Source organism: Yersinia similis (assembly GCF_001053095.1).
Taxonomy (GTDB): domain Bacteria; phylum Pseudomonadota; class Gammaproteobacteria; order Enterobacterales; family Enterobacteriaceae; genus Yersinia; species Yersinia similis.
Genome location: NZ_CGBP01000008.1, coordinates 150,849 through 169,620, shown reverse-complemented (window position 1 = coordinate 169,620; position 18,772 = coordinate 150,849). Strand labels below are relative to the sequence as shown.

Genomic DNA, 18,772 nt, shown 5'->3' with positions numbered 1-18,772 from the left:
CCCGCCGTTATCTTATCAATATGCGGGAACGTGAACAGCGATTCTCTCCGGATCAGCCACGTCCAGGCGGGATACGTGAAAAAGAGAAGCTGGAAAAACGGGTTTTTTCGGGTGACGTGGTGATGTTAAGTGATATGTACGGCCCTGCCCGGCTGTTCTACATCAATGGCGAAGGTCAGTTGATGTCTGCCAATCCCCATTCTTTCCGTTTCGAGGGTGCCGCGAAGATTATCAAGGCATTTGACGATTCGGTGAAATGTCGGAACTATCAGCGAACGGGTGAAAAGCCACGTTCAACACAAACAAGGCGACTAAAGAGCACGACGAATACGATACCCGATCGTTCTATGGTAACTCGTGCTTCCGATGAATCTGGACGGGTATTATCTGCAAAATGGCAATCTGTCACCGATAGCGCCAAAACCTTATGGGAAGCCACCCCTTTCACACATGACAAAGCCACAACTGATGCCGCCCGTGGTCGTATTGCTGATGGCGCAGCAGGTACCCTTGAGGGGCTAGGTACTTTGATGGGGCCTTCCGCCCAAGAATATATGGCTGGTGCCTTTAATCCAGAGCAGGCCGCAATAAATAAAGTCCGACAGCAAAATCAACAAGCCGCTGGCAAGGCTATTTATGATAATACGAAAGGGGCGGTGACAGACGCTTATCAGCGCAATGGATTAGCCGGTGCGGCCGCCATGGTAGTCACGGCATCCGTGGCGGAGTTGGCGGGTACTAAGGGGTTGGGAACGGTAGAAAAAGTTGGCAAATTAGGCGATGTCGCTAAGTTAGGGAAAGCTGTTGAGCTGGAAAAACTGGAGGGGTACCTTGGCACCTATAAAGGTAAGAACGTATTGCTACAAAACGTCGATGTTGTGAAGATGGATTATTTCCGACGAGACCGTGCAGAGGCCGCTATGTTGCGAAGCCAATTCCGCTCTGTTCGGACTAAATTTGTTAAATCTATAGCAAATAATCCCGACGTTGCTAAGCGCTTTACTTTAGAGCAAATAGACGGCTTGTCTAATGGCATTACACCTAGCGGCTGGGTTGTGCATCACAAACTACCCTTAGACGACAGCGGAACTAATACGTTAGATAATCTAGTGCTTATCAAAGACAGCCCAGAGCATACTGTTCTGACTAATGCGCAAAAGAAAATCACTAACGGATTGCCACACGAGGCTTCGAAAGAAGTGCTTTGGCCGATTCCTCAAGGTCTTGTTTACCCATAGAGATTATTATGATTGAAATTAAAACACTACTTGAACATGATAATGTTAAAAAACTGACTAAATATGTTGATGAGATTTATTCTATTTCTCGCTCCTTAGCTAAATATGGCGTTGAGGCGTGTTCTGGCCTAAAAGATCCCGGTTCAGTCAACATAACCGAAGCAATGCAGGTATTAATCAAAATGGGGGGGCAAACCTTCGCAAATGAATACCTGAGATTTCTCTATTTTCTTAATGGTTTTAGCCTTAATGGCACCACTATGTACGGTATTTTTTCTGATGAACAAAATATTCGTGATATCCGTAGAGCCAGAGCTAACCTGCATGAAGTACCAGAGCTTTATCCTGTAGAATTTGATGACTATGTTTTCATTGGGCATAACGAAACTGATGTTGTTATTTTTAATCAGATTAGTGAAAAATTTGAGCTACGTGATCGTATCGGTACAGTAGATACTCTTTGGGATAGTTTTGACGATATACCTGGTTTATTGAAGGTACTTATCGACAATCTTCGGCCAGACCCTGATATTGAATGAATAGTGTAATTATATGCGCAATATTGTTGATGACCTGAGTCGTGTTGGGAAAATATTAGGGTATATGATACACCCTAAATTCACGGGACATGTGGAACAACATGACTTCGGGCGTGGTATTGGTGCTGTACAACCAGATTTTGGGGATCAGTATTTAGAGTTTGTTTCTCTAATGGATGGTTTCATTATTGATGGATATTCTGTTTACGGTTTATCGAACTATGATGAAGTACATAACGAATTATTTGAATATAACGATGAACAAACCAATATCCTCCGCGAAGCGCCTGAATTAGTTGTCGATGAAATAAACTACCTAATATTTATAGGCTCAACAGGGACCGACTCGTTTGTTTATGACGTTCGGACCCATAAATGGGAGGTTCGTGATCGTATCGCTATTGATGAAGCATACGAATCATTCGATTCTTTAGTCGAGTTTCTTGCTGCACAACTGGCTCGAATTAAAGCAGATAATGATTTATAGATGCATATAATAGACTGGGTAATTCAGCCCGGTTAAACCTTGAGGGGTTGAAATGACGCTCACCGAAGAACAGAAGGCGCTTTTCGATGCCCTGACACAATTACAGCGCAGATTCGTTACAGCGCTGCTATCACCCCGACAATTAATGCCGCAGTTTCTTTTATTGTAATATTGATTCTGGATATAAATGGCGTTAACCATTTTGGCAATTTATCTTTAAGTATGTTTTGATATTCTTCGTCACTGTCGTGCAGGTTAATCTGCAAAAGCTGTTCTATTTCAGTCCGGTTAAATCCGACGTAATCATAACAATTCATGCTGTTAATACCTTAGAAGGGAAGTTCGTGATCATCCTCCTCGTCGGGCAGGTTGGGTTTATAACTTTCAGATATCCATCCATCACAAAGCGCTCCATCCATTTTAGGGTTGGCCCTGCTTTGAATGATACCGAACATAATGGTTCAAAGTGAAAGTAGTAGGGGATGGTGTTGATTTCAGTTCGGTGTACAGTGATATTCAATCGGATGTATCACCATAAATTTTTGAGATAATCATAAAGTTACTTTTGAGATAATCTACAAACAATAATCTGTTAACATAATGGCTATAAAGTGTTTTTTAATCTATTTTTAAGATAATAATATTTACATATTTGAGATAATCTAACTTTATGCCTAAATTTAATCACTATGATTTAGCACTGTTAAACCCCAGTTTCGACTCGCCACTGGTTGATGCGTTGACCGAGCTTGAGTTACTGAGACACCTGCGCCTTGAAACCGCCGTGCATCCTCTGTTATTTGCCCAGCTAAAAAGTATTTTTCATATGCTGGAAAGCTTGGGTTCAGCAAGAATCGAAGGTAACCATACAACGTTAGCCGATTACGTTGAAAGTAAAGTTGAAGGGGTTGAGGACTCCACGGATCAATTGAAAGAGATTGGCAACATCGAACATGCCATGAACTTTATTGATGAGCATCTGCATGCTGGTGAAGATATCACGGAGTATTTTGTTCGAGAACTGCACGCCATGACGGTAAATGGACTTGAACGGGAAGGGGATAAAACGCCGGGAGCCTATCGCAGTCACGGAGTGAGTATTGCTCAATCAACTCATTTTCCGCCTGAATTCATCCATGTTCCGGCTTATATGCAGGAATTGGTCGATTTTATGAATCGCGCAGACGCGCCAAAATATGATCTGATGAAAGTGGCTCTCGCACATCACCGTTTTGGTTGGATTCATCCATTTGGTAATGGCAATGGCAGAACGGTGCGCCTGCTGACTTATTCTTTGCTGATAAAGTACGGCTTTAATGTGAAAACCAGTGGGCGGGTGCTAAACCCAACGGCGGTTTTTTGTAATGACCGTGAGCGCTATTACTCGATGCTGGCCGAAGCGGATACGGGGGCTGTTGAGGGGCTAGAGCAATGGTGCCTGTATGTTCTTACCGGTATATCGGCGGAGTTAAAGAAAGTCGATAAGCTCTCTAATCTTCACTTTTTAAACTCAAAAATTCTTTATCCAGCGCTCGAGTATTCTAAGGGGCGGGGAGTAATCAATGAGACGGAATCTACAATTCTTAAGCGAACCATTAGCCAGGGGACGGTAAAAGCCAATGATTTAAAAGAGGTTTTACCGGGATTTAAGTCGGCTCAAATTACCTATCAGATTGGTAAGTTAGTTGACCGTGGCTTTTTGCAACCGGTTGAAGTGGGATCGCGAATTTATACCGCCGGTTTTTCGAAATCAGACCTGATGCGTGGTGTCATTCATGCTTTGCGAAAAGAGGGGTTTATTCCGGATTTTTGATAGTCAGTGCATCAGAGGAACAGTATCACGATGATTATTGTGCTTTCTGATGCCTGATAAAACCTTATCTTTCAGTTAAGCTAATCCGAATAAAAATATCTGGGGGTATAATTGGGGGTATTAAAAATATAGTGAAATTAATAATTGTTTAAATACAATTTGATAGGTTTTCTGTTATGTTCCCTTCACGTCAATTATCTCAAACTCTCCTAACCCCTACCAATCCCTTACTCCATAAGCATTTCATGGTTTTTATCCTCTCTCAAGCTCTACATGGTTCTGGCTAAATCTACATATCAATGTGTAGAGGACGTACCCGCCTTTTCTAGAGCTATACAGTTCGAAAGTTAACCCGTTAATGTTGAGGCTTTTCTCGGGCTGGTTGATCCCCTTACTCAACAACAGAACACGGTTTCAGCTTTTAATTGCCGAACTCATCATTATCCCTTACCTTTTTGGGCATATTGCCAAATTGATATTGGCAAACGGATAAATAAGGGATGATATGGCAAAAGGTTATTATCTGGTTGTGGGCGATGAAACAACTTGCGGGGGAGTTATCACCGAAGGGGAACCGACCCACACAATAATGGGAAGAGCCGTCGCCCGTGAACAAGACCGTATTACCTGCGGTAAGCATCCGGGAACCTACATCATTGTCGGGCACATTCCCGGAGACACAATACTGGGACGCAAGTTTGCGGGTTCACTACACAGCACAAGTAACTGTCCGTGCAAGGCAAGATTTATCCCTTCGATGATGAATGATGCCTATGAGTTAATCGGGTCACCTACCTCCGGTCAGTCCAGTATCGCACCCTCATTCACGGAGACCTCCGAATCACCACCAGACGTAACCCCCGTTTTTGCCAAGTCTTGTCTGCGGGAAAAGGGGTGTACCGATGCGGGTACCGAGGGTGAACCACACCGCAATTTCGGCAAAATGGGCTTTTATCAGACTATTCCCCCCTCACCAACCTCCCCAACTGATAATAATGAAGTGGATCAACGCGCTCAAACTGCCAGGCGTAAACCTGTGGAAACAGAGCCTGATGTTAAGACACCGTGGTACAAGCGGGTGTTGGGGAGAACCAGTGCGGCTCCGGCCGCGGTAGTTGTACCGGTATCGACTGGGGCGGGTCTGGCGGCCTTAGAGCAAGCGGGTATTCAGGGAATGCGGTTTGTCGGTGGTAACCTGATGACGGCGGGACGCTGGATGGTGGGTTCATCACCTGTCGGTGCTGCTATCATGGGAATGATGCCGGGCACCCTGAATGAAGGTGAAACCGATTTACTCGACAAACTCAAGCTGGAAAACATTGCTAAGAATGGTGGCTCAGCACCAACACGCGTGCGTTTTCGCTGGGTTGATAGCGGAAATGGCCGGTTAAAAGCCGAGGGCTATCATATGAGTGCTGAAGGTGGATTGGACAGAGTGCCAGTACGCAAAATGACGCTCAATGTCTTTACCGGCAATTATGAGTTTTGGGAAGATGGCGCGGCAGGGCCAACCATTCTGTGGACACCGAATGATCCCGGATTTAAAGCCCCATCGAATACCGGTAATAACGACGGGCCGATCATTCGCACTACGATTACGGTATTACCGATGCCGGAAGCTGACGAAACCGGCGAGCATTCAACTACATTACCCATGCCAGAGGAGAAGGATTTCCGCGATTATATTCTGATCCATCCGTTGCTTGATTTGCCACCGTTGTATATTTATTTGAGTAAAAATCCAGACACGCCAATTTGGACGAAAACCAAAAGGCTCGAACCGGTATCTAATGCTTATGAACACTGGGTTAAGCATGGTCATGAATTCTCAGACCAGCCTTTTAATAATGCGAAAGAATATGTTGAGAGCACTCATGATTTCGTTAATAATCCTCCGGAAGGTACACTTACAAAAACTCGCCCAAATGGTGATGAACTATTTTACCATCCACAGTTAAATACGTTTGCAGTAAAGACAAAAGATGGAGTGCCTAAAACGATGTTTAAGCCGTCAGACAAAATGGGATATTGGAATAAACAATGAGTGATGAATATTCATGTCCGTGCTGCGGATCAAAAACAATAGATAATCTTGGGGATTATGAAATTTGCCCTATTTGTAAATGGGAGGATGACCCAATCCAGTCCAAAGAACCTGATTATGTAGGTGGAGCAAATAAAATGAGCCTCAACGAAGCCAAAGAAGCCTACAAGCAAGGACGAAAGGTTATATAACCGGTAGGGGGATCTGAAGCCCCTTTATCTGTATTCGCTACCCAATCAAGGCCACTGTCAGCTGAACTGACCCCATAAAGTTGGACGGTTTATCAGCAACAGTGGCTTTTTGTGTATTTGCTTCAATCATCCACCTGCCAGCTTTTTTCATTCTACGCTTGATATTATCAACGGTGCTGGTGGCCTAAATACCTTCCCGCACTAGCCTGAATGCCAAGCTTCTCCATTTTATTGACCATCTGGCAAATAATATCTTTGGCGGCCAACAGCGAAACCCCACTGAAAAGCTGAAGGTCCGGGCTATATATTTATTCTGCAATGGTAGCAAATGGTAACGTTGAGAGCATTTCACTGCCGGAGGTAAGGCGCTTAATGTCAGGGGAACTTGACCGCTCAAGCGCCTCTGAATGGGCGTTTGCAATAATTGATGATGATCACATTCGAGTAAGCGATCAGGTTGTTTGGAAAGTACTTCAATGCTTGGGGGGAGCAGATTTACCGATAACTGACAGGGAGTATTTATATGAAAAAGAAGACTTTAATTGCTGGCTCAACGAAATTGACTCACATGAGTAATTGAGGCTTGGTAGAGCAGCCAGCCTTGTTAAACAGGAGCCCTACGATGAGCATAGTTATTTTAGAATTCGCTAAATCATTTATTAATGAAAGAGTGTCAGCGCAGGTTTTTGCGAATGCTTACATTGAGTTTTGGAGGATAGAGCGTGACCAACGTATCTGTCTTAAAGACAATGAAAAATTAAGCGAGTGCTTATCAAGTATATTTTGTTTGGCTGATCTCTATAATCCTGACTCAGACAGAGAGGAATATGAACTTGACGATAAGCAACTATATGAACAAGTTCTACAGCTCATCAATAAACTAAATCAGGACGCTCTAAATAAATAGCCCACTGACTATTTTGTTCAGAAAGGCCCTCGCTATCATTATTAATGAGAAAATTCTATACCGGTCAAGCCTAAGGCATCGAAATGACGCTCACCGAAGAATAAAAGGCGCTTTTCGATGCTCTGACACCATTAGCGCAGATTCGTTACCGCGCTGCTAGAGGGTGCCAATCAAACCAGAGATTAATCGGTACACTAAATTTGGCCAGATGAATATACATATCTAACATCATCGCTTTCAGCTCTTGATTAACGGTATGTTTTTATTCGTGGCAGCAGTATCCGATATTCATCTTGGGTTTCAGTGCTTTCTTGTTCTTTTTGCTGAAAATATAAGCGACAATGTCGGATTTCCTGAAGGGTACCAAGCGAGAATGAAAATAAACGGTAAGTTATGGATGGGCCTCATAATGGGCATGCTAGGTATGGCGGTACCTCCATCACAGGCTTCCTCTGATGATACTGGTTGTGTGTGGGGGAAATATTGCCCGCTCAGTGGTGTACCCTTTTTGGATGTTTACAATGATACTCGGGTTAATATGATGTTATTGGTTGGAGAACCAAAAAATTTCATATTGCCACGTTTAACGATGCCAGCGGATATTACCCGTAGTAGGAATTACCATTTTGGTGAGTTTTATTATGATGAAATGAGTTTCCCGAAGCGGGAAAAAAGTCTTACAGATGAGAATAATGATAGCCCTTCGGAAGAAACACCATTTGATAAGATGGCAAAGACGCTAGGCATCAATTCGGCTTCGTTTAAGGGAACCAATGCCCGATATAGAGAAGCACGGCATATCTCCAATAATCCCGCATCAGTTGAGCAATTTTTTACCGCTTTACTGGCAGACTCGTCCTTAACTGCCGATGATCGACATAATTTAGCCCTCTGGCGATCCAATATTTTTCATAATGTCGATGCACCGATCGACGGTGGAATTACACCGCCACCTTTTAACATTGTGCCAGGCTCACATGTTGATGCTTTTAGCGATTATCTTCATGGTGCCAATGCATTTTATCGGGGCGATTACCCAGAGGCCACCGCTTTATTTTCTGCCCTCCAAAAGAGTTCTCAAGCATGGGTCGCAGAAACAGCGACTTATATGTTGTTCCGGGTTGCGCTCAATGAGAGCAGTACAAATGCTTCGGATAAATATGGCATGTTTGAAACTAAAAATATCAATCAGGATGCCGCCCGTCAGGCATTGGATTATTCTCGGGCCTATTTAGTTGCTTATCCCCAAGGCATTTACGCAGAGTCGATTCAGGGGTTGGAGCGCCGTATTTACTGGTACCTCTCTGATTGGCAACAACTGGCGCGTTTGTATGAAGAGACATTACTGGCAGCACCGAATGCTGAAGCTTTGTGGGATACCGTATCAGAAGTTGATGCTAAATTTACCAGCAAAGATGCCTTTGGTGGCGAGCCCTTTATCAGCGATATGCAAGCACCTTTACTGACCTTCACGCAAACATTACGTTGGTTGCGATTAGGGGGGCGCCAGAGTGACTCTGAGTTGGAGGTTACGCAGGCGAAACTGGCAAGTTATAAACCGATGTTTGTCGATGCGGATATGCTCCCCCTTTGGCAGTATCTACAGACGGCCTGGCTCTATTATCATGAGCAAGATTATGCCGGTGTCGTCGCCACTGTCTCGGCTGTCGACTCTCTCCCTGCCACTGACATTGTCACCTTCAGTCAACAGATTTTGTATGGTGATGCATTGGTGGCTCAACAACAGTGGTCACCGGCCGAAGCACATTGGCGTAAGCTGCTGGGCCTGGTGCAATCGCCGCAACAACAGCAATATCTGCAACTCAAACTCGCTGCTGTTCTGGTGAACAGTAATCAGGTTGAGGCCATATTTACTGCAGATAGCCCAATCAAAAACCTGCGTTATCGTTCTCTGATACTCAAAACAAAAGCTCAAAAAGCACTTTTACAACAGCAAGTTATTTCTGGTGCTAATGATGAGGAAAAAACCATTGCTCTGCACACGCTATTACTGCGGGATCTTATGCTTGGTGATTATCAGGGTTATGAGCAGGATAAACAGTTAAGCCCTCATATTCTGCAATCCGTCGATCAAAAAAGCTTTGCCGATGTAGACCTGGCGGCGTTCGATTGGCAGGGCGATAATGTGGAGCAGGGCTATGCCTGTGCTGCGTTAGATGGCACGGTAAAAGCATTGGTCAAAAATAAAACGGATGGACATGCTCTCAACTGCTTGGGAGAGTTCTTTCGTGTAACTGCCATCAATATCAATACTTATCAGGAAGGTGAAGGCAATGAGGTGCTGAATGCCGCAGTCCGCGCACATGATGCAGTAATCACTCAGCCCAATCGTTTCGATTATTATCAATACGTTATCAACGATCCGAAGGCGGAGCCAGAAGATAAAAGCTATGCGCTTTACCGGGCCGTCATGTGCTATGCCCCATCGGGCTATAATCAATGTGGGGGTGAGGATGTCGATATTGCAACACGTAAGCGTTGGTTTAGCTCATTGAAAAGTCAGTATAAAGGTAGCCGATGGGCAGAACGGCTCAACTATTACTGGTAAGCTGCCTATTAGCGCTATTTATGCCGCCAGCGATGGCAGAGGTTAGCGACAAACCGCAGTTGAGCCATAAGGTGTATGCCCATGATTATCAGGCGTTTTGGCTGTGGTCAGGTGTGAACCCACAGCCCGCTTTACAGCAGGCGAATCAGGTTTATCTGCATCAAGGGGAAGTGGTTATTCGCCAACGAGCCGCCTGGTTTCAGAAAATGGGGCTACCCAGCTCCAGGCTGACACTTCCTGCGGTGTGGGTCACGGTGCGCATCACCACGTTGGATGTACCAGATGATATTTTGGCGATTCTGATTGATTTACCCCGGCGGTGGGCCGCCGCTGGAAATCAGGTCATCGGGCTACAGATTGATTTCGATGCGGGCACCTATCGTCTTGATGATTACGCTGGGTTCCTGCGCCGGGTGCGCACTAAGCTGGATCCAAATTTTGCACTTGGTGTAACCGGCTTATTGGACTGGGCAAAAACCGGTAGCATCCAGCAGCTCAATGCGTTGCCGATTGATGAACTGGTGATACAAACCTATCAGGGGCGATCAACCGTTAATCAGTACTCACGTTACTTACCCGCCTTGCTGCAATTACGTCTTCCCTTCAAGATTGGTTTGGTTCAACACGGGGAGTGGGATCCGCAATGGGAACAGTATCTGGCTGCTTCCCCTTTTTATCGGGGAGAAGTCGTCTTTTTGCTTAATAATCTTCGCTCTGAACCTGCTAACGGTAAATAATTTTTAACCTCCCTGAATCACCCATGTGGCCGTGTGTTTCCATAAATGCCGAGCTGCCAAACCTTATTGCCCAAAGCGAAATAGTTGAGAGGGTTAAAAATAGGAACTAATAAATGTATTTTAAATATAAACCGACAAGGTACTCACTCTATTTTATTGTTTTTTATGCGACCATTTAAAACCAATAAAAATAAACTAATTTTTTTGATTAACTTTTATGAGTTAATCATGGTTTGGTTGAATATTCCTACATTTCTGTGTGAATGTTCTTATTTAAAGTTGCGGCTTTGATGCATTATTGATTTGTATCATGCTAACTTGAAACTTTTATTTCCATTGCTTGGTTGCTCTATGATAGCTTACGTCATCTTATACGATAGCCATATTGAGATATACCATGAAATTATTTTATCACCCGTTGGGCATGTCTCTAAAACAGGCTATTACAGCTTGACTATAGGCGGTGACGGTTCACGTGATCGTTATGAGATATTACAATTAACTCATATTAAAATGAGATGTGCTGGATAAATGGTATAAATATGTACAATAAATCAAATAATATTATGTTTTTGAATTGTAAGGGTAATTTATGAAAAAGGTAAGTTTACTGGTCTGGATAGGTTTATCACTAAACTTAGTGCTTGTTTTGGGCAGTTGGTTTTTCACTGTAGACTATCAGGAATTCTATGATGAGTTAGGCTATAGAGATCGGATGTCGCTTGATGCTCTCGCCGTATTGAGATACTACTTTTCTGTTAGTCTTGTATTACAAATCCTTAGCGTGATTTTTATAGATAAAACTAATAAATTTTTATTTGTATTGGTCATTATCTCTTGTATAGGTATGTTACCCCTCAGTATTGTTTTCTTTGTTGGTTATCGCCTTACCTATAACGATTATATTTACCGTGGCTTGAAGAAGTTTTCATTAAATGAAACGGGTAAGCTTAATAAATATCTAAACTTTGTCACTGTTCCTTATTTTATGTCGGGTGTGTTTTTAACGGCAATGAGTGTTTATATGTTTTCTAATAATATTCCACTGGATATGTACATTTTTACCATCGGTGTGTTTCAGATTACAAATGGTATTCGGTTGGGAAATCGCCCTGTGATTGCATTAATGGGCGATAATCTGGTATTTACACCAGCCTTGATGTCGAATACTTATATTATCTCAATTGAGCACGTTGATCTGGTAGAAAGCAAAAAAGGTCAATTCAAGATTAAATTAAACTTAGAGGGATTAGAGAAAGAAATAACTTTCCAGAAAAGTATGATGAAAAATAATAAAGACTCCGATGATCTTGAACAAATACTTGCCAAAATTGAAAAAAATAATGGCGAAAAACAGCATATTTTCTTGTAAGAGATTGAAACGTTATTTTCGGTCAAGAGTGATGTCAATTTTACATCAAATTATGGCGATACGGCATTGCTCTTACCCGTCTTAGATACGAAGGTTTTTAAAGAAACCCCACTTGATGACACAATGAATAAAATACTAACTGCAACAGCGCTAAGTTCGCTATAGAAAGGGAATAGTACATTGCTTATCTATCAGTTAATTGAAAATAAAGTGCAATACCAGTAAGTAAAATTAATTAATAGAAAACTTGAGGTGTATATGAAAGGCGTCATCTGTATTGGCGATAAAACCACGCATGGCGGGCAAGTGCTCAGTGGGTCTGGCAAAATGAAATTTGCAGGTATTGGTGTGGCACGCCTGAATGACCCGGTATCTTGCCCACAGCATGGTAATACCTTCATTATAGAAGCACATCCTTCATTTAAGGATAACGGCATTCCAGTGGCTTTCCATGGTCATCGCTGTGGTTGCGGCTGCACCTTGATAAGCTCTCAGAGGTGAGCAACTGTGAGAGCTATACGGTGATGATGGCGGCTAACCAGTGGTGTTCTTGACGGCTCAGTGACGAGCTTAACCCTTAATCCCAAAACTCAGCCAGTCTCTTATCAAGAGAGGCTACTCCGCATGATCACTATTCTGCATGTTCACACTATGGTCGCGCGGTGAACCTTTCTTCAGTAGGATCATAAAGTCTTTAAATGCACCGCGCAGCGGCTCAAATAGCGGATGCTTACGATTTTCCATCATGGTTTCCGAGAAAAGCTTCAAACCTAAGGCAAAGGCGGCAGTTTTCTCCTGGCCGAAGCCCAGATCTTCACGGGCCTGTAACCGCTCGATGATGCTGAGGATCTCATCATGATTCTCGGCTTCAAAGGTGACAGGGGCTTTATCAATGGCTTCGCCCTTACGGTCAGTCAAGGGTTCAATAGTGATTCGATAACGATAGCCGGGCATCAGTTTTTCTCCTGTACAGTGGCATCAACTGCCGCAGGTTGCACCACCACCGGTTGCAATTCTTCTTCAATGGTTTCTACCGCAGCCAGTAGTGCGGTATTAATACGTGCTACCTGTTCTGGGGTGAGATCCGCACGCATCATATTGCTACGTAGAATGTGGCGTAAGCGGTGCATTGCATCGGCAATACCTTCTGCCAGATTCCCTTCTTTATGACGGTTTACCTGCGCCAGACGAGCAAAGATTACATCGACCATAGCTTGGTTTTTCTGTAGTTCAAACTTCCCAGCGTCAGTAATCTGGTAGCTTTTGCGGCCATTACCCGTGGCCACTGGTGTGACAAAATCCTGCTCTTCCAACAGCGTCAGTGTTGGATAGATGACCCCAGGGCTTGGCACATACAAACCTGATGACGCTTCTTCAATAGCCTTAATCAGCTCATAGCCGTGGCTGGGGGTTTTATTAAGTAGCGCCAGCAGGACTACGCGTAAATCCCCATGTTCGAACAGGCGATGCATTTTACCGCCACGCCCGCGCCCATGTTTGCCGCCTCTTGCCGATTCGGCATCTTCTGCTATTACACTATGGCGACCACCGCGACGCATTTTTTCACCGCTGTGGCCCTGTCCTTCATAGCGATGACCACCATGACGATGACCGTGTTTTGAATGACCAAACATTGTAAATCTCCTTTAGATATATCGAAACAACTTCGATATATCTAATTTAGACCGATGTATCTAAATTGGCAAGAAAGAAATGAAAAAAGATATATCTAAAACGGGTTACTGCACAACGCATCCCGCGTGCTCTTGGTGGCAAACCAGTGAGCTGTGCAATCAAGTGGTTTCGGTACCGCAATCAATATGTGCAGTTTTAATGCCAGATCTCCCCTCTTCGGAGATATCAAAAAATGATTTTTAAATCAAAATGTTGAACTGGGAATTGGCTATTTTGGTCAATGGGGGGTGAGTGGCAATACCAGCCGTACATATATTGCTTTGGGCTGTGCTCCCTTCTGATAAGAATACGCTCTTCAGCGGTGAGCAGCACCAAACGGTTATTGGCTCAGCATACGGGGGCTTTTATCCTCGGGTAATGTGTCTGTATTGTTCATCGCCAATCCTTTGTTACCTGTAAATAAGTTACTGCGTTGTTTTAAATGGCCAACATACGATAGGGGCTGATTTGAGCGGAATGAAGAACTGTCGCCTTCGCGCATATGCAGTAAATCAGCCGGTGTGATCCATACCGGATTGGAGTCGCTGATTGGGTGCCCTGCATAATTGTAGGCTTCCAATACAAACTGAGAACAGAAGAAGCGCTGATCTTCCGTCAGTGACCCACCGTCACCCAATTGCACCGTAGCGAGCAGGCTAAGGCAATGGTTACGCATGGTCGCATTAAATAACGGTAATTCGCATATTCGTTTGGTTATCATATACGGGGCGATCAATACGATCCCGCCGAAGTTGTAATCCGAGCCCTCTTTATCTAATGCAAACTCACGCAATTTAGCGGCATGTTCCGGGGTTAATCCGGGGTAACGGAAGGCAATAACCGCTGTGTTATGATCTATCGCCTCGTTAAGGCTAACAATATTCACACCTGCACTGGTTGCCTCGGCCACTTGCTCTTCTCCCAGATAAATAGCCGCGTGGCTGACTGGGGCAAGGCTAAATATACGAATACCCAACGAATTAATGCCGGTTGATGATGACAACAAAATATCGCCAGGCTGGAGATCCAGGCTGGTGACATCTGCTGCACCGGATTCTGGAGCAGAACCCATCCGTTGAAACTGAATTCGGTTAGCTTCTGCGCTCTTGTTTTTTCCTGATAAAGAAACATCAGTCGCACAACCGGCTAATAAAACCAGCCATCCCAGAATGAGAAAACGCCACCCGATACTTCGCATTACAATTCCTTATTTCTTAGTATATTCCATTGCTCTTAAGATTATCCCGCATAAGTAATAGGGGGAAGCCAGGCAATCAAATTTGTGGTTTGCTTAACATTTAGCGATCAGTTAACAATTACTGCTTGCTTAACGACAAAGAGCCACGATTCAGTAACGGGTTCAGCCGAAGATTCATTGACTGTTGTTGTACGGAAAAATTTTTAATCAGAGCATGTTAGGAAGGTGGTCTAATGTTGGTATATATACCCGTCATACTTCAAGTTGCATGGAGCGTTTAAATCTGCGCCTAACCGATTTGTCTCTCGCTTGCTGTCTTTCTGTAACTCGAGTTATTTGGTGTATAGAAGCAATCGAGAATATTTCAAATACTGTTCATAATGCCAATTCATTAACATTGTTTGAATTTTTGTAAAATACAACATGACCATTATAAACAGTAAATATCACATTATTAGTTATGGCGATTTGAGAGTAAGGGGAGTCGCAATCATTACTCGGATCTTCAGCTGAAATAAAAGCTAAATTTTCGCCTAACTTAAAACCGTTTTTTAGAAACTCTTCTTTATATAAATTGACGGTTTTATCACTGTGCCAATAATTTAAAGGACTGCTTTTTTTAATGACATATTTAAAAGTACATACTCCCTCTATCGTTATTTTATTATTCATTATGTATATATACTTTCCTGATGCCATTCCCTTGATATAGTCTTTATTTATCGTATTGTTCTGGCTGTCAATAGACTCTGATATGGCCGTTTGCACCCATGTTGAGGATGATGGTAGGTTACTAATGATAATTTTTTTATCGTTTTCTTTATTGGCAAAGGCTTGAGTTGGAAGGCTAAAAAAAAACATTAATACTATTAATTTGAATATTTTATTCTTCATTCGTCATTAGTTTCCCGACCACTATGGCCCAATTGTTCTGTGCAGACTTTCTCTAACGGATACATCAAGCTCTAACGGATGCATCAAGTCCCAAATGCCCGGTACGTAGGTAAACGAACGATGTTAATGTTTGCTAAAGACGAGGTGGATAATAAGAATATTTACTCAATTATGCCAAATCTTAATTTGTAACTAAATATTAAGTTTAGACATTCGGTGTTAATTAAAGAAATGTTTTTATCATGATGAAGTGTAGGATTTTTCGTGCATATTATCGGTTATTTCCTACGATAAAAAGGTAAATATCTCTCTGTCTTGAGGATTGATCTTTTTGAATGCTTCAATGGACGGTGATTAATTGATAAGTAAATTTTAACTATTTATTTTGGTCCTACTGAGATCATTCTTGTGCGTTGATCAATAAAGTATAAATTATTATTTTAGAAAATATGAAGTTCTTCGTGAGTGGTGAAGGTATTGCTAATGGAATGGGGGTGAAATGACAATGAAATGTTTGTATTTTGTGGGTGGATATACCTTGAATAATTCGAGCTACAGGCAGGCGGCAAAAAAAATTATTTAGAGGATATCTTTGATAGAGCAAAAAATAAAAATTACTGAGGTTGATGATATCTCTTAACGACCCGATCTTGAACGGTGAGGATAGGCAGGGGAGTAAGGTGCCCATAGATGCAGTTCGAGCGCAGATTCAATAAATACTCCAGTTTTTAGGCGGGGCTTCCCTTTAAACCCGACAGCAGATTTTTCCGCTGTCGGGGGGCGATAGCGAACATTTTCTCTTACTGACGCATTTTCAGCAGTTCGTTCGCATTTTGTGGCGTCACTTCAGTCCAAGGTACTTCATACATTTTGGCCGTCCCTTGTTGCCAATCCATTTTTCCCTGATATTGCTGCCAGATCGTTGACATGGGCTGGTAACTCTCCCCTTGCACCGAACGCATGGCGATATCAATAGCCCCTTGTATTTGAGCCTGGCCATCTTGCAGGATAGACATCATTTCACCTTGTTTAACCGCCCGTATCGCATCAGAAACACCATCAATACCGGCAATGGCAAAATCTTGGACATTCAGGCCAGCGCTCTTGATCGCTTCAATAGCACCCAATGCCATTTCGTCATTCTGCCCGATCACACCATTAATCTTGCCACGATGTTTTTGTAGCCAGTTTTCCATCAATGGCATCGCTTCGGCACGTGACCAGTTGGCAGTTTTACGTTCCAGTACATTGATTTTTCCAGGACCACATTCAGCAATCGCTTTATCGTTGCCCTGACCACGCTGGATCTGTGCAGATTGCCCGATTGGCCCTTCAATAACGACCACATTGCCCTGACACTGCATTTTATCCAGCACCGCCTTTGCTTCCAGATAACCCCCTTGAACATCATCAGAGAAGATCCCACTGGTAGCTTTATCTGTATTCAAACGGGCATTGGCGACAATCACCGGAATATTGGCTTTATTCGCCATCGTGACCACATCTACGTTGGCTTCAAAATCTATCGGAACAATAATAATGGCATCATAGCGGGTACGTATTGCGGTTTCGGCCTGGTTATTCTGGACTAATGGATCATAGCGGCCATCGAAAATGGTCAGTGTCGTTAACCCCTGTGTTACCGCCGGATGTTCTTTGGCTGATTTCTCCATTAGCTGAACAAATTCAGCTTTCATGCCATACATCAAAATAGCAATTTTTACCGGGGCCGCTTGTACTGATGCCGCAAAGGAAAAGATCAGCGTTGCAGCAAGCAGAGTTTGTATCATTGTTTTTTTCATAAAAGCTCCTGGTGCGTTCAACTTACTTTGAAATTATATATTTACGGTATATACCCGTTATACTTCAAACTGCATGTGTGTTGGCTACGCTCAACAACCCGAATCACTTACTACAGTAAGTGATTCGGGATTATCTCCCTTGCCGGTCTTCCTGCAACTCGAATTATTTTGGGTATAGATTAATAATGTTGTTGTTTATGGGTATTATTCTTTATGGACATTGTTGTTTGTAGATATTGTCGTTTGTAGATATTTTTTTATAAAAATTATTGTTTACGGGATGGATCAAGCATGACAGCAAAGACAATAAGGATGCCTTTGATAATTTGCTGGTAATAGGATTGTACGCCGAGTAAATCAAGCCCATTGTTCATCACACCTATTATCAGCACACCAAATAAGGTTCCGCGCAGAGTTCCAATACCGCCAGCCATACTGGTGCCGCCAATAACGACCGCCGCGATAGCATCCAATTCATAGGATGCGCCAGCGCCAGTTTGTGCTGAGCCAGTACGGGCCGTTAAAATTAAACCCGCGATAGCCGCCAAAATGCCGCAAAGGGTATATACCGCCACTTTAATTCGTAATACGTTGATTCCGGATGTGCGGGCACTTTTTTCATTTCCGCCCACAGCATAGACGTAACGGCCAAACGTCATCTTATTCAAGACAAACCAGGCAATGGCGAACAGAATAATAAAGATCAACACCGGTACGGGAATACCCAAAACATAACCGTTACCTAACCAACGGAATTCATCGGTTAATTGTGATACCGGGTTTCCGCCGGTGGTGAGTAATGTCAGGCCACGGGCGACAGATAGCATCCCCATAGTGACAATAAAGGGTTGCAGACGATATTTACCTAAGATAATACCATTGATAACGCCACAGGCTAAACCGATGCCAATGGCAATCACGATGGGCACTAACAGTGGCCAATCGGTGCCCCCCAAGGCGATGGCGCTGTTATTCGTCGCAAAACGCGCAGCGACAATACCGGCCAGGCTTAAAACTGCGCCAACAGAGAGATCAACACCCGCGGTGATAATAACGAACGTCATCCCAATAGCCAGAATGCCGTTGATCGAGACCTGGCGTAGAATAATGAGCGTATTATCCCGTGATAAAAAATAATTCTCGCTCCATGTACCGCTGTTTACTGCAAATTCACCAGCCAGAGCAATGACAGCACACAAGCCAACAAAGGCAAGTATGATCCCGTATTGATGAATGGCCTTCCTGAATTTACTGGTACGTGTCAGAGACATTACTAGGGGGGGGGAATCGCTCATATTCGACGCTCT

19 protein-coding genes and 1 pseudogene are annotated in these 18,772 nt (G+C 43.4%); 13 read left to right on the top strand and 7 right to left on the bottom strand.

Going from position 1 to position 18,772, the window contains the following annotated elements; translation table 11 throughout:
- The 4 genes and pseudogenes from AC971_RS25090 to AC971_RS24650 all read left to right on the top strand — a co-directional run.
- A partial coding sequence (locus tag AC971_RS25090) for an HNH endonuclease signature motif containing protein (RefSeq protein ID WP_053084912.1) occupies positions 1 to 1,238 on the top strand: 1,238 nt, incomplete at its 5' end.
- Positions 1,239 to 1,246: 8 nt separating this feature from the next.
- Complete coding sequence (locus AC971_RS08660) at positions 1,247 to 1,777, top strand: YrhA family protein (protein ID WP_025381094.1); 531 nt, start codon at positions 1,247 to 1,249, stop codon at positions 1,775 to 1,777.
- 13 nt (positions 1,778 to 1,790) lie between these two features.
- The gene (locus tag AC971_RS08655) at positions 1,791 to 2,264 is read left to right on the top strand and encodes a YrhA family protein (RefSeq protein WP_025381093.1); all 474 of its coding nucleotides are present in this window, start codon (positions 1,791 to 1,793) and stop codon (positions 2,262 to 2,264) included.
- Positions 2,265 to 2,316: 52 nt separating this feature from the next.
- Positions 2,317 to 2,394, top strand: a pseudogene (locus AC971_RS24650) (terminase small subunit); the annotation flags it as partial.
- Here AC971_RS24650 and AC971_RS08650 read toward each other — a convergent pair.
- Positions 2,381 to 2,581: a hypothetical protein gene (locus tag AC971_RS08650; protein ID WP_038401983.1), complete on the bottom strand. Its 201-nt coding sequence runs from the start codon at positions 2,579 to 2,581 to the stop codon at positions 2,381 to 2,383. The pseudogene AC971_RS24650 and the gene AC971_RS08650 overlap by 14 nt on opposite strands.
- A 353-nt stretch (positions 2,582 to 2,934) precedes the next feature.
- On the opposite strand from AC971_RS08650, the gene AC971_RS08645 reads away from it, so the two are divergent.
- The 9 genes from AC971_RS08645 to AC971_RS08605 all read left to right on the top strand — a co-directional run bounded on the left by AC971_RS08645 (position 2,935) and on the right by AC971_RS08605 (position 12,398).
- On the top strand, positions 2,935 to 4,077 hold the full coding sequence (locus tag AC971_RS08645) for a Fic family protein (protein WP_025381092.1): 1,143 nt from the start codon (positions 2,935 to 2,937) through the stop codon (positions 4,075 to 4,077).
- 505 nt (positions 4,078 to 4,582) lie between these two features.
- Positions 4,583 to 6,121, top strand: coding sequence for an S-type pyocin domain-containing protein (locus AC971_RS08640; protein ID WP_002214794.1), 1,539 nt, complete (start codon positions 4,583 to 4,585; stop codon positions 6,119 to 6,121).
- On the top strand, positions 6,118 to 6,312 hold the full coding sequence (locus AC971_RS08635) for a CPCC family cysteine-rich protein (protein WP_024063134.1): 195 nt from the start codon (positions 6,118 to 6,120) through the stop codon (positions 6,310 to 6,312). The genes AC971_RS08640 and AC971_RS08635 overlap by 4 nt, the downstream gene beginning before the upstream one ends.
- A 372-nt stretch (positions 6,313 to 6,684) precedes the next feature.
- Positions 6,685 to 6,888, top strand: coding sequence for a hypothetical protein (locus AC971_RS08630; protein ID WP_002209915.1), 204 nt, complete (start codon positions 6,685 to 6,687; stop codon positions 6,886 to 6,888).
- 46 nt (positions 6,889 to 6,934) lie between these two features.
- Positions 6,935 to 7,219 (top strand): colicin immunity domain-containing protein, encoded by a 285-nt coding sequence (locus AC971_RS08625; protein WP_011192913.1) that lies wholly within the window; start codon positions 6,935 to 6,937, stop codon positions 7,217 to 7,219.
- 409 nt (positions 7,220 to 7,628) lie between these two features.
- The gene (locus AC971_RS08620; RefSeq protein ID WP_025381091.1) at positions 7,629 to 9,788 is read left to right on the top strand and encodes a PA5441 family protein; all 2,160 of its coding nucleotides are present in this window, start codon (positions 7,629 to 7,631) and stop codon (positions 9,786 to 9,788) included.
- Complete coding sequence (locus AC971_RS08615; RefSeq protein ID WP_025381090.1) at positions 9,758 to 10,525, top strand: DUF3142 domain-containing protein; 768 nt, start codon at positions 9,758 to 9,760, stop codon at positions 10,523 to 10,525. Before AC971_RS08620 ends, AC971_RS08615 begins: the two co-directional genes overlap by 31 nt.
- A gap of 592 nt (positions 10,526 to 11,117) precedes the next feature.
- Positions 11,118 to 11,897, top strand: coding sequence for a hypothetical protein (locus AC971_RS08610; RefSeq protein ID WP_025381089.1), 780 nt, complete (start codon positions 11,118 to 11,120; stop codon positions 11,895 to 11,897).
- A 258-nt stretch (positions 11,898 to 12,155) separates the two neighbouring features.
- The gene (locus AC971_RS08605) at positions 12,156 to 12,398 is read left to right on the top strand and encodes a PAAR domain-containing protein (RefSeq protein ID WP_038401982.1); all 243 of its coding nucleotides are present in this window, start codon (positions 12,156 to 12,158) and stop codon (positions 12,396 to 12,398) included.
- A gap of 114 nt (positions 12,399 to 12,512) precedes the next feature.
- Here AC971_RS08605 and AC971_RS08600 read toward each other — a convergent pair whose 3' ends face one another.
- From AC971_RS08600 to AC971_RS08575, 6 genes are all read right to left on the bottom strand, one after another.
- Positions 12,513 to 12,851, bottom strand: a complete 339-nt coding sequence (locus AC971_RS08600; protein WP_025381088.1) for a DUF3861 domain-containing protein — start codon at positions 12,849 to 12,851, stop codon at positions 12,513 to 12,515.
- Positions 12,851 to 13,531, bottom strand: coding sequence for a PadR family transcriptional regulator (locus tag AC971_RS08595; protein WP_025381087.1), 681 nt, complete (start codon positions 13,529 to 13,531; stop codon positions 12,851 to 12,853). Before AC971_RS08595 ends, AC971_RS08600 begins: the two co-directional genes overlap by 1 nt.
- Positions 13,532 to 13,911: 380 nt before the next feature.
- Entirely contained in the window at positions 13,912 to 14,769 is an 858-nt protein-coding gene (locus tag AC971_RS08590) for a YaeF family permuted papain-like enzyme (protein WP_025381086.1), read from the bottom strand.
- Between the two features lie 375 nt (positions 14,770 to 15,144).
- Complete coding sequence (locus tag AC971_RS08585) at positions 15,145 to 15,663, bottom strand: hypothetical protein (protein WP_025381085.1); 519 nt, start codon at positions 15,661 to 15,663, stop codon at positions 15,145 to 15,147.
- 800 nt (positions 15,664 to 16,463) lie between these two features.
- The gene (locus AC971_RS08580) at positions 16,464 to 17,465 is read right to left on the bottom strand and encodes a substrate-binding domain-containing protein (protein ID WP_025381084.1); all 1,002 of its coding nucleotides are present in this window, start codon (positions 17,463 to 17,465) and stop codon (positions 16,464 to 16,466) included.
- A 266-nt stretch (positions 17,466 to 17,731) separates the two neighbouring features.
- Positions 17,732 to 18,736, bottom strand: a complete 1,005-nt coding sequence (locus AC971_RS08575; RefSeq protein WP_025381083.1) for an ABC transporter permease — start codon at positions 18,734 to 18,736, stop codon at positions 17,732 to 17,734.
- Positions 18,737 to 18,772: the final 36 nt, after the last annotated feature.

Bases quoted from the DNA above. Each gene is read 5' to 3' on its own strand.
- AC971_RS08660 (WP_025381094.1), top strand. From the start codon at position 1,247: ATGATTGAAATTAAAACACTACTTGAACATGATAATGTTAAAAAACTG.
- AC971_RS08655 (WP_025381093.1), top strand. From the start codon at position 1,791: ATGCGCAATATTGTTGATGACCTGAGTCGTGTTGGGAAAATATTAGGG.
- AC971_RS08650 (WP_038401983.1), bottom strand. From the start codon at position 2,581: ATGAATTGTTATGATTACGTCGGATTTAACCGGACTGAAATAGAACAG.
- AC971_RS08645 (WP_025381092.1), top strand. From the start codon at position 2,935: ATGCCTAAATTTAATCACTATGATTTAGCACTGTTAAACCCCAGTTTC.
- AC971_RS08640 (WP_002214794.1), top strand. From the start codon at position 4,583: ATGGCAAAAGGTTATTATCTGGTTGTGGGCGATGAAACAACTTGCGGG.
- AC971_RS08635 (WP_024063134.1), top strand. From the start codon at position 6,118: ATGAGTGATGAATATTCATGTCCGTGCTGCGGATCAAAAACAATAGAT.
- AC971_RS08630 (WP_002209915.1), top strand. From the start codon at position 6,685: ATGTCAGGGGAACTTGACCGCTCAAGCGCCTCTGAATGGGCGTTTGCA.
- AC971_RS08625 (WP_011192913.1), top strand. From the start codon at position 6,935: ATGAGCATAGTTATTTTAGAATTCGCTAAATCATTTATTAATGAAAGA.
- AC971_RS08620 (WP_025381091.1), top strand. From the start codon at position 7,629: ATGGGCATGCTAGGTATGGCGGTACCTCCATCACAGGCTTCCTCTGAT.
- AC971_RS08615 (WP_025381090.1), top strand. From the start codon at position 9,758: ATGGGCAGAACGGCTCAACTATTACTGGTAAGCTGCCTATTAGCGCTA.
- AC971_RS08610 (WP_025381089.1), top strand. From the start codon at position 11,118: ATGAAAAAGGTAAGTTTACTGGTCTGGATAGGTTTATCACTAAACTTA.
- AC971_RS08605 (WP_038401982.1), top strand. From the start codon at position 12,156: ATGAAAGGCGTCATCTGTATTGGCGATAAAACCACGCATGGCGGGCAA.
- AC971_RS08600 (WP_025381088.1), bottom strand. From the start codon at position 12,851: ATGCCCGGCTATCGTTATCGAATCACTATTGAACCCTTGACTGACCGT.
- AC971_RS08595 (WP_025381087.1), bottom strand. From the start codon at position 13,531: ATGTTTGGTCATTCAAAACACGGTCATCGTCATGGTGGTCATCGCTAT.
- AC971_RS08590 (WP_025381086.1), bottom strand. From the start codon at position 14,769: ATGCGAAGTATCGGGTGGCGTTTTCTCATTCTGGGATGGCTGGTTTTA.
- AC971_RS08585 (WP_025381085.1), bottom strand. From the start codon at position 15,663: ATGAAGAATAAAATATTCAAATTAATAGTATTAATGTTTTTTTTTAGC.
- AC971_RS08580 (WP_025381084.1), bottom strand. From the start codon at position 17,465: ATGAAAAAAACAATGATACAAACTCTGCTTGCTGCAACGCTGATCTTT.
- AC971_RS08575 (WP_025381083.1), bottom strand. From the start codon at position 18,736: ATGTCTCTGACACGTACCAGTAAATTCAGGAAGGCCATTCATCAATAC.